The organism is Alicyclobacillus sendaiensis NBRC 100866 (assembly GCF_001552675.1).
In the GTDB taxonomy this organism is placed as follows: Bacteria; Bacillota; Bacilli; order Alicyclobacillales; family Alicyclobacillaceae; genus Alicyclobacillus; species Alicyclobacillus sendaiensis.
This window is the reverse complement of sequence record NZ_BCRQ01000144.1, coordinates 1-727: the sequence shown is the minus strand read 5'-3', so window position 1 is coordinate 727 and position 727 is coordinate 1. Positions and strand designations below refer to the sequence as shown.

1 pseudogene is annotated in these 727 nt (G+C 61.5%); it reads right to left on the bottom strand.

Going from position 1 to position 727, the window contains the following annotated elements:
• Positions 1 to 727 (bottom strand): annotated as a pseudogene (locus AS26_RS14805) (IS1634 family transposase); the annotation flags it as partial.

The following is a 727-nucleotide window of genomic DNA, read 5'->3' as shown; positions in this document are numbered from 1 at the left end:
GTTTCAGTGCGCTGCACGACGATTCCATCTGGCGTGCTCTTGGTCACCTGATGCATCGCTTGCATGTGGGAGCGGATATCGGGCCACGACCGCCCGGTTTGCACTTCGGCGATGCGCACCAGCAGCAAGGCCAGAAATCACAGCAGCACATGCGAACGGATCCGCTCGTCCTTCCGGTGATACATGGGACGGATGTCGAGCGTCGTCTTCAGGGTCCGAAACGCCGACTCCACCATCAGGAGTTGCTTGTATCCCAGCGCGACATCGTCCGTCGACAGCGTGTCGTCGGACGTGCGGATCAGGTACTTCCCGTCCAGATGAGCCGCTTGCCGCACGGCCTCCGGGTCGATTCTCAGATTCCCCCATCGGTCCTGTTTCAGGTAGCGCTTGAACGTTGGATGGCTTGCGAGACGACAATGCGCCTTCGTGTGCGCTTCGCCCTGAAGCTCCTTGAGGCGTTCCAACTCCATCCGAAGCTCGCGCAACATCGCCTCTCGGCGCGCCTCATCGCGTTTGGCTTCCTCCGGATTGAACGCCAACACGTAACGCACCCGTGACTCGCCGTCTCCCACCACGACCTCCTTCACCTTCAGGTTCGGACGAAGCTCACGAAAGCGTCCGGGGCGCGCCAAGGCCTCGTCCACCGCCGGTTTCCCAGAGGTCATCTTCTCCCCAGCGATGTAGTGACCGCCGGCGCGTTGCAGGATCCGCAAATTGCTCTCGGATG